The sequence below is a fragment of the Coleofasciculus sp. FACHB-712 genome (assembly GCF_014695635.1).
In the GTDB taxonomy this organism is placed as follows: Bacteria; Cyanobacteriota; Cyanobacteriia; order Cyanobacteriales; family FACHB-T130; genus FACHB-T130.
The window spans coordinates 1-8,827 of record NZ_JACJOQ010000509.1 but is presented as its reverse complement, the minus strand read 5'-3'; the positions used below and the strand labels follow the sequence as shown (position 1 = coordinate 8,827).

Sequence of the window (8,827 nt, the reverse complement as noted above, 5' to 3'; positions counted from 1 at the left end):
GAACCTGTAACTCACATTTTGTTTGAAATGGTTGGCAGAGATATTGTTGATAGCACGATTTTCTTTGAAACTCCCGGTAATCGTACCACCGGGGCTGAAATTTTTCGGGAAAATTTGCTGAACCGGATTAAAGAACACCGGCAACAACACTGGCCTTCCTTCAACTCTAATCCCAGAAATTTGCCCCCCGATATCGCTTGAGTCATGGGCTTTTTGTAGGGTGGTGTTGTCCGCCCTACGAATCATTATGATTCTTTGAGCGTGTAACGCCGAATAAACCCTGCTAATTTTTAGATTTTTTAATAAACCGGATTCAATCCGCTGCAACGTTCGTCAGATTAACTGACCCCCGTGGAAACGCCAACGCGGAAATAAAATTCGCATGATGGTATGCGACGCCAGATAGACGCTCAGCCACACGAGACTGTAGTGCAGCACAAACCATTGCAACGGCAGATCCCGTCCTACACCCGGTAAGCTAAATATTTTCACCAGCAACCCGATAAAAACTGCTTCCCAAATACCGGCAAGCAACTGTAAAGCTCCAGGCCAATCTCGATCCCAACGGAATTTCTGGATATAGTCATATAGGAGATCCCAGCCGAGTCCAAAGACCGCAACATACCCTAGTATCCAGAAAAAAAGCGAGTCGGCACCGGGACCAATGACGCCCAAAGCAAAGGGCAACGTTACCAACGTGCCCAGTGTTGCTAGTAGAAATAATCGGGTTTGCCAACGACCGAAGAGTGTCGGAGTCATGGTAAATTTTTAATCCACTTACCGCATCAGTTTTCAAGCTTCAGTTCGGGCAGTCCGGACGTTTCTTTCTTGCGTAAATGACCTTCATAGACTGTTCCGACTTCTAGCTTAGATGGGCATTTCACCCACACAGAATTTCCAACAATTGGCAACCCTGTCGTTTCAGACATGACATTTGCTTCTTCGGGGTCGGAAATACAGCCAAAACCCATGTAGTCAGCAATTTCCTTCATCGTCAAATCTTCTAGAAGGTAGCTGCTGCTCATCTCAGCTTCTTTACACTTGAACAGCCTGACTTCAGGTAAAACTTCGTTAAAAATTTTGAGTTTTCGCACTTTATGGCCTCCATTCCGATAAGTGCAATGGACTCGCATATTTTTGGCTCGCTCAGGGCTATGACGGCAGTTATTGATGGAGTCAACTTTCTTTCAGTATCTATCTATATTTTCTGCTTGCCCGCTTCTAGATGAATCAGCAATATTGCTGAAATCTACTCTGACAATCCGTTGAGTGCCCAGAGCAAGTTTAGTAAATTTACGGTGCTTGGTTCGCGACCCATTTTATCCATTGCCCAAAAGAACTTAAAAAGTTCAATCGATGGATTCCAGGGGCACGAGCTGCCGACAGACTATCAACTGCACAAAATGCTGCATATTGCAACCCCAAGAAGCTATCAACAGCGGCGTAAGGCCCACCGAGGGTCATGGCACCAGCAGCATACATCCGACCCTGCGGCGATCGCATTTCGACAAGTTCAAAATTGTTGGCAACAGCTATCCGCCCATTTTCATGGAGGGGGAGTTTGTAATGGGTGACAAGGTCGTTCAGGAGGGGATTCGCTTTGACTTTGGCATCGAGTCCGGTGGCGTCAATGATAAAGTCAGCTTCGAGGCGAATTTGTCCTTTTAATCCTTTTTCTTGAATATAGGTAACGGTGCGCTCAATTCCTGACGAGTGAGGGTTGCGTTCGACTCGTTCCACTTCCCCAAAGGTAATTTGATACCAGCCTTGACGGATGCCTTCTTCAACCATGCGTCGCCAATCCTGACGGTCAGCTGTGGTGGTGCCGCCCCAATCTGCGAGTAGGCGCTTTCGCTGTTCGGGTGCTGCTTTTTCAAGCATTATCCGCAATTCACCGCCCCAAGTGGCTTTAGGCCAGTTAAAGGGTTGAAATTCGTAGTGATTTTCAACAGACCGTTGTGATCGCCCAAACTTGTTGCCTTGGGGTTTCGGCGATCGCATCAAGTGTAGCAGCGAGATATTTGGATTTTTTGCCCTGGCTTCATAAATTCGCTGTACGATCCGCGAAGCGACAATCCCCCGCCCCCGAATCATCACAGTACCGCCAAATTTCTCTAAATGCTCGTAGACGTGGTTATGTTCTTCGTAGGCATTAACGACGGACTTAAAATCATTGGTTTTTTCCCGGTAAGCTTGCAAATCCGGGAGAAACTGAATCGCCGGGTAGCCGGTGGCGAGTTGTACGTTGCGGGCAATTAAGAAAGCATGGTCGCGCTGGTTGGCACTGGTACGAGAATAAGCGATCGCATATCGTCCATCCTCAGTTTTCCGAATCGAACGGACGCTGGCGTAACGAAACATCTGTTCCCAACCAATCCGTTTTGCTTCCCTATCAATGGCGTCAAAGACATTACCCGCACGAGGGGTATAAGTTTGGGCAAAAGCCGGTTCGGCAAATACCTGCCACAAATACCCGAATGCTGTTCCTATGCTTCCCTTGAGCAAATCGTGCCCAGCTTCTCGCAGGGCATAACTAGGCCAACCCCAAATATTATCGGGGCAAGAATCTGAATTTGACCGCAGGCGTTCGTACAGAGGAATTTGCGAATTCATGCACAGCCGCTTGTAACGAGCATACGGTTGGGGTTCCATTCCCAAAGCCACAATCTGACTGCTTTTCACCCCGTAAATTCTTAATAAATCTACCCAGACAAAGCTGCCCAAACCGCCCCCAACGGCGGCATAGTCCACTTCATCGACTCGCAACCCGGTGGCATGGAGGTCTTGTACGACGACTTGCTGCGCCTGAAAAGCCGGTGGAGGAAACGCTGCCGTTCCCCCTGGTTGCGCGGGGGAAGCAAGCGGAGGCAGGGGTGCCGGATGACTAATCCTGGGGTCAGGGAGATCCGTGTCTGGGTGAAAGAAAATCTGAGAATTGCCAGAGGGGGGCGACGCAGGTGGATTGGCAGCGAAGGTAACGCTGATGTAATAAGGGCCAATTTGCAGCGAGTCGCCATTCCCCAGAACACTGCGCGTCTGACGTTGTCCATTAATCAAGGTGCCGTTGCTGCTGTTTTGGTCAATAACCACCAACCCGCCAGCGTCCATATCAATCAGGGCGTGGAAGCGGGAAACCTCGAGACTATTGAGGGTTAATCGGGAGACGCGATGCCCATTCATTTCCCCTGGCATCTGATTAAATTCCCGTCCCAGTGCGATTGGAACTGCCAGCGTCGGTTCTTTGCGTTCTCCCGTTCCTGGATCGTCCCAGCTGAGGCGAAGGCGCATGGGTGCTGGATTCATGGTTGATTAGTTGCTGCTAGGAGTGACTAAAACGCTCAATGCTGCTGCTAGGGATGTGCCACACCACGGACACCCCAAATTCATTAAGTTATACGGTGAAACGCGATGGCAACTGGAACATTCCAAACCATAGGTTACAGCCGCTGGGTTAGGTGCGGTGGGGGCGGGTTTGCCTGCTACAGGTGATGGCGGTGACAACAAAACCGTCGGAGGAACGCCCACCACTGCCAAGGAAACCTTTGTCACCTGGATTTCTATCTGTCCTAAACAGATCGTGCTACCCTGACTCAGAGGCACTTCGCCTTGGATGAGGGTGTGACCATCCACTAGCGGCGGATTACTTTCTCGCAGGTTCCGCAAGTAAAAGCTTTGCTGCTGTGGGTTAAAAAATATTTCGACGTGCAGCCCAGATACCGTGGGATCTGTCAAAACGATATCGCATCGAGCTGGGTCACGACCGATCCGGATAGTACCGGGATGTTTAGCGATTTGTCGATCGTGAATTGTTTGGGTTTGTCCCCGACCGGCTTCTTGCCACTCTAAAGTTAATTCATTCATATTGCTTAGCCTTTATATATTGTTTCTTTCTATAAACTGCTTCAAGTCTTAATGTCCTGATTTCTAACATGACCTGGAAGAAAAATCTGAAATTGTGTAGGAAGTTTAAAAAAACGAAAATCTACGGGAAATGACGATGAGCCGCTATCTTTGCTCAACTTTACTTCAGGAGAAGGCGTTACTTATGGGCAAACTTTGTCTATGTTCCCGATGTCGTTCTCGTATAATTCGTTTAACTTTGGGCATTCATGGTGGCACCAACCACCTCGCTTGCACAGTTTAATAATTTTGTCAACGGAAGCAAAATATAAAATTATAGCTGGCGTTGATACCAATTAGCGATCGCTTGCTCTTTTAGTTGCAAGGTTGGGAAACTTAAAACGTCAACTCCTGCCCTGTTGATGATTTCTGACTCCTCACCGCCTAGATTGAACCTAAAAGAAGTAGTTGCATTGTTGATAATATGACTGCATTCTAGTTGGAGTCAGCATTATCCCCGGATTGGAAACACCTCTTAATAAACTATGGTATGTCGTAAAAACCTTTGCTATGATTTACGCTAACTAAGATTTCCTCTCTAACACCCATGAAAGATTTTTTTAGAAAAACTTTATATAACCTAGGAATAATTTTGGTTTCTCCTTTGTTAATTCCTTTCTTTTTAACCAGCGAAAAAGAAATTATTGATGCAGATGTAAAGCGTTGGGTAAACGTATTTGGCTGGAAAGGCGAATCAAACTTAGGAAATTTACTTTCTTTGCTGGATCGTCAAAAAGAATTTAGGAACTTGTATTATCATCGATTATTTAAAGGAAACTTATCCGCCAGGATATTTATGTATTTATTCAGTTATTTTTATAAATCTTGTCCTTACCTTTTTATCGATACATCTTCTACTTTTGGTCCTGGACTGTTTATCCAGCATGGCTTCAGCACAATCATTATGGCAGACATGGGCGAAAATTGCTGGATTAATCAACAGGTGACAATTGGTTATAGAGATAAAACCAGTCGTCCAAAAATCGGGGATAATGTCCGCATTACTGCCGGTGCTAAAGTAATTGGCGGAGTAACGATAGGGAACAATGTTACGGTTGGAGCTAACGCAGTTGTCGTTAAAAATGTTCCTGATAACTGTGTGGTCGTCGGCGTTCCCGCTTATATTGTGAAGAAGAATGGCATCAAAGTAAAAGAAGAATTGGTTTAAGTTAGGAATTGAATTTAAGGCTTATATTGAGACACTCTATGAAGCGATCGCCCTAGGCAACCAATCTGTACGGCGATCGCATCCCCCTCAAGCTTGCATTATCGATTTGACGCCAATTTATCAGCAATGCGAGTTGTCTCTGGTAAGCGATATTTCGTAGTGCAACGCATCACATAATCAATCGCCGTTTCTAGACTCACCCGATGTCCGCTAGAAACATAAACGGGTTTTACACCCGTGCGCGTCCGCAATACTGCGCCAATGATTTCGCGGCGATACCGCAACGGTTGCCATGCGCCTTTTTCAACTGGCAACTCATCATGCTTACCAACGAGCAAAGATTTGGCAACGCCAATCGTGGGAAGGTCGATTAGAACTCCGAGATGGGAGGCGATGCCAAATCGGCGGGGATGGGCAATCCCCTGACCATCACAGAGGATTAAGTCAGGCGTGATGCTGACTTTTTCTAAGGCGTCTAGCACGGCTGGAATTTCTCGGAAGGAGAGGAATCCGGGAATGTAGGGAAACGTAGTGGGACGGAAGGCGATCGCTTGCTCTTGTAACTGTAAATCTGGAAAACTCAGAACAGCAACGGCTGCTCTGCTAATGGTACCTGACTCCTCAAAACCCATATCGACCCCGGCGACATACTGCACCGATTCCAACTGGTCTGAAGTAATCACTTCTTTGCTCAGTTGTTGCTGAATAGCGATCGCTTCCTCAGCCGTATCAGGCCATGCGTGGCGTTGGTGGATTTTCATGGATTTACTTCCACATCCTGGGGTTTTTCCAGCCACTCAATTACTTTGGCTGCTTCTGGAAGCCTAGCTTCATTTTGCCCTGCGGCTCTCGCGCGGACATTGATCAAATTAATCGGAGTCCTTAACAAGTCTACAAGCGCGGCTTTCCCCGCGATCGCTTTCACACCTGTCACCGGCACTTCCTTGACCAACCACCGACTCAATCGGTATAGATATTCCTTTGCACTCAGGTTTGCTGTCAGCTTGACACCATGCAGTTCGTGCAAGTATCGATTTGAGCGACCATAGCGACGCAATTGACTTTGAAGTTCCTGGAACGTGGAGCGGTGACGGTGGCGGACAATAGCAGTTGGCGCAAAATGCAATTGCCAGTCACTTTCGCGTTGGATGCGCCAACAGATGTCAGCATCGCCGCCAGTGGTTAGATAAGGGCGAAACAAACCTACCTGTTCCAAAGCTTTCCGCCGAATTGCCAAGTTAGCCGTTTGACCATAAGGACAGAACGGATTTGCTAAAGAATGCTTTTGAGACAAAACATTTTCTCGGTCAGCGTACTGTTCTAACAGGGTGTTCCCTGGCAATGCCATAATTTCACCGACGACGATGCCAATCGTTGGATTGGCAAACGGCTCAATCAAGTCTGCCAACCAGTGCGGTTGAGGACGACAATCGGCGTCGGTAAAGGCAAAAATTTCAGCCGTTGATGCCCGAATTCCGGCGTTTCGAGCCGCGTAAGAGCTTTGGATTTGGTTTTCCGCAATCGGGCGAATGGTTAAGCCGTCAGCGGCGGCTGAGGAGGCGGCTGACTGGAGAAGGGTGGCAGTGCGATCGCAACTATTATTATCGACCAGCAAATATTCGACAGACTCAGCAGAGTAAGTTTGCGATCGCAAGCAGTCGATTAAGTCTGGCAAGTCCGCCTCACCATTGTAGATAGGGACAATTACGGAAACCCTGGGCAGAAAGGGCTGTGTCATAGGGTGGGAATTCATATTTACCTGAAATCACCATAGCAAGCCTGCGAATGCCAAAGCAGGGTGCTGTATAACCGCTTCTGAGTCGTGTTTAGTTATCAACATGGCTTTGTTGCCATTAAAAAGAACGTCATTTCAACTGAAATTTAGCAGCTATGAAATTTAATTTGGGTCTTTATCTTGCTGATTTTCTTAGCTAGATACTCTAGCTGCTCTCTGGGGCTGCTTCAACCAACAAATTATTGAGCGATTAATCGAAGTATTTCTACTTAATTTGTTTAAATATTACTACATTTCTATCAAGTATTTACGGAAGCTTCTTGAGAGTGAAATCTAGTTACTACTCGTAAACAACAATATATTCCTTGACAGTTAGCATTACCCAGACAAGCAGGCGGTTCCTGATAGTGTCCGGTGCGATCGCAACAAGTCAGAAGAGTAAATAGGCTGATCCCCTGCAAGGAACAGCCATGAACAATTCGTTACGATCGAAATGAAAAGAATTCTTGTGTTTTTGTTCCTGTTTGTGCTACCGCTCGTGCCAATATTGAGCCTGAGCCAAACAGGTTCTGCAATCACTGCCACGACCGGAAGCGCTCCGAATATTCCGGGTTGGACTCTTACCTTCGCAGATGAGTTCAACTCAACTTCTCTCGATAAAGCGAATTACGTTCGATACTGGGGTAAACCGAGTACAGCAGGAGCAGTTTCCTGGTGGAATGGAAACTCAGCACTGATTGTACAAAACGGACTCTTGCGCCTCAAGATTGCCAAGGAAACCATCACTAAGGATGGAGTCACGTTTCCTTATACCGCAGGCGGGTTTACCCAACTTACGGCTCAAACCTACGGGCGTTGGGTAGTTCGGGCGCGTTTTCAAAAGGGAGAAGGTACCCAAGGTTACATTTCGCTGTGGCGACAGGACTTTAAATGGCCTCCGGAAATCGACTTTGCTGAACTTAGGGGAAACATCCCTAACGAAAATATTTTTACGCAGCACTATTTGCTGGATGGTAAAAAGAAGTCAGAAGTTTCCAAGCTGTACGAAACTAACTACACCGACGACTTTCATGAATACACTGTAATTTGGGAACCCGGACGCTTGACATGGCTCGTCGATGGCGTGCAAAAGTTTACCACCACGCAAAAGTTTGATGCTTTTCCAATGGTTCTGGCGGTGGGCAATCTCGTGGGTAGCTGCAACAGCTTTGCGGGATGTCCTCTCACCACCACCCCATTTCCGACTTACTTGGATGTTGACTATATCCGCATCTATAAAAAGGCTTAATAGATGTTTTCTCGTCAATCCAATTCACTTTTTGGGTTCAATAAAAACGCCTGACAACTAAAGTCGCGACTACACAAACGAATACCATTTGGGTTGTGAGGCGCTACATTATTGATTCCCCCAACCCCCCAATTTATTGGGGGGTTAAGAAGTCCATCGATTGCAAACAAGAAACAACAACGATCTTAAGCTCTCGTGAAAAACTAATCCAAATCGCGGATGTGTAGGCTGGGGAGCCACCTCTGGGCGCGGGGTGCATGGCGATTGAGTTGCGCGTTACCCAGCACTAGGGCAGTTTACCCTGCTACTCTCCCTTGAAAGCTCAAGCCTTACGGCACGAACACACCTACGTTTACGCTCTACCCGACCTCCGATTGTGCAAGGGTTTCAGCGGTTTAGACGTGGTTGAAACCGCCGACTTAAAAATGGTACAAGATACGGAGATATTTACTTTGGCTTCCTCCGCAAGACGGAGTGGACTGTTCCGTATCACAAGTTACATTAATTTACAAGACAGGTTAAAAAAAATTTGTGAAGGGGGGCGAATGCAAGCTGTGGCTGACAGAGAACAGAAAAAAGTAAAAAATACGATTATTCATTGGCGCAATATTGACTTTCAGACGGTTAAGCAAAGAATTAATCAAATTACTAAGCAGCTGGAAGAAGTTCAAAAGAAATATGAACCCAGCAGCCAATTGAACTCCGATCCGCAAGAGAGCGCTCACAGCGATCGCGC

Annotated in this window: 9 protein-coding genes and 1 pseudogene; 4 read left to right on the top strand and 6 right to left on the bottom strand. The window is 46.9% G+C overall.

Annotated elements, in window-relative coordinates; translation table 11 throughout:
• Positions 1-201, top strand: a pseudogene (locus H6F50_RS16995) (hypothetical protein); the annotation flags it as partial.
• A 132-nt stretch (positions 202-333) separates the two neighbouring features.
• Here the strand turns inward: H6F50_RS16995 and H6F50_RS16990 are convergent.
• From H6F50_RS16990 to H6F50_RS16975, 4 genes are all read right to left on the bottom strand, one after another.
• Positions 334-759 carry a hypothetical protein gene (locus H6F50_RS16990; RefSeq protein WP_190429611.1) on the bottom strand — a complete coding sequence of 142 codons (426 nt, stop codon included), beginning with the start codon at positions 757-759 and terminating at the stop codon, positions 334-336.
• Between the two features lie 26 nt (positions 760-785).
• A complete protein-coding gene (locus H6F50_RS16985; RefSeq protein ID WP_190410289.1) occupies positions 786-1,094 on the bottom strand; it encodes a hypothetical protein in 309 nt (102 codons plus the stop codon).
• Between the two features lie 199 nt (positions 1,095-1,293).
• Positions 1,294-3,303: an FHA domain-containing protein gene (locus H6F50_RS16980; protein ID WP_199292211.1), complete on the bottom strand. Its 2,010-nt coding sequence runs from the start codon at positions 3,301-3,303 to the stop codon at positions 1,294-1,296.
• A gap of 6 nt (positions 3,304-3,309) precedes the next feature.
• Positions 3,310-3,861 (bottom strand): FHA domain-containing protein, encoded by a 552-nt coding sequence (locus H6F50_RS16975; protein WP_190429610.1) that lies wholly within the window; start codon positions 3,859-3,861, stop codon positions 3,310-3,312.
• A gap of 586 nt (positions 3,862-4,447) precedes the next feature.
• On the opposite strand from H6F50_RS16975, the gene H6F50_RS16970 reads away from it, so the two are divergent.
• On the top strand, positions 4,448-5,068 hold the full coding sequence (locus H6F50_RS16970) for a serine acetyltransferase (protein WP_190429609.1): 621 nt from the start codon (positions 4,448-4,450) through the stop codon (positions 5,066-5,068).
• A 98-nt stretch (positions 5,069-5,166) separates the two neighbouring features.
• On the opposite strand, the gene nfi is transcribed toward H6F50_RS16970, so the two are convergent.
• Both nfi and H6F50_RS16960 read right to left on the bottom strand, forming a co-directional pair.
• A complete protein-coding gene (gene nfi / locus H6F50_RS16965) occupies positions 5,167-5,829 on the bottom strand; it encodes a deoxyribonuclease V (RefSeq protein ID WP_190410292.1) in 663 nt (220 codons plus the stop codon).
• Positions 5,826-6,806 (bottom strand): glycosyltransferase, encoded by a 981-nt coding sequence (locus tag H6F50_RS16960; RefSeq protein WP_242029073.1) that lies wholly within the window; start codon positions 6,804-6,806, stop codon positions 5,826-5,828. Before H6F50_RS16960 ends, nfi begins: the two co-directional genes overlap by 4 nt.
• A 490-nt stretch (positions 6,807-7,296) precedes the next feature.
• Between H6F50_RS16960 and H6F50_RS16955 the strand changes: the two genes are divergently transcribed.
• Both H6F50_RS16955 and H6F50_RS16950 read left to right on the top strand, forming a co-directional pair.
• Positions 7,297-8,091 (top strand): glycoside hydrolase family 16 protein, encoded by a 795-nt coding sequence (locus H6F50_RS16955; protein ID WP_190410294.1) that lies wholly within the window; start codon positions 7,297-7,299, stop codon positions 8,089-8,091.
• A 401-nt stretch (positions 8,092-8,492) separates the two neighbouring features.
• Positions 8,493-8,827 (top strand): hypothetical protein (locus H6F50_RS16950; protein WP_190429607.1); only part of this gene is annotated, 335 nt, incomplete at its 3' end.

Bases quoted from the DNA above. Each gene is read 5' to 3' on its own strand.
- H6F50_RS16990 (WP_190429611.1), bottom strand. From the start codon at position 759: ATGACTCCGACACTCTTCGGTCGTTGGCAAACCCGATTATTTCTACTA.
- H6F50_RS16980 (WP_199292211.1), bottom strand. From the start codon at position 3,303: ATGAATCCAGCACCCATGCGCCTTCGCCTCAGCTGGGACGATCCAGGA.
- H6F50_RS16975 (WP_190429610.1), bottom strand. From the start codon at position 3,861: ATGAATGAATTAACTTTAGAGTGGCAAGAAGCCGGTCGGGGACAAACC.
- H6F50_RS16970 (WP_190429609.1), top strand. From the start codon at position 4,448: ATGAAAGATTTTTTTAGAAAAACTTTATATAACCTAGGAATAATTTTG.
- nfi (WP_190410292.1), bottom strand. From the start codon at position 5,829: ATGAAAATCCACCAACGCCACGCATGGCCTGATACGGCTGAGGAAGCG.
- H6F50_RS16960 (WP_242029073.1), bottom strand. From the start codon at position 6,806: ATGACACAGCCCTTTCTGCCCAGGGTTTCCGTAATTGTCCCTATCTAC.
- H6F50_RS16955 (WP_190410294.1), top strand. From the start codon at position 7,297: ATGAAAAGAATTCTTGTGTTTTTGTTCCTGTTTGTGCTACCGCTCGTG.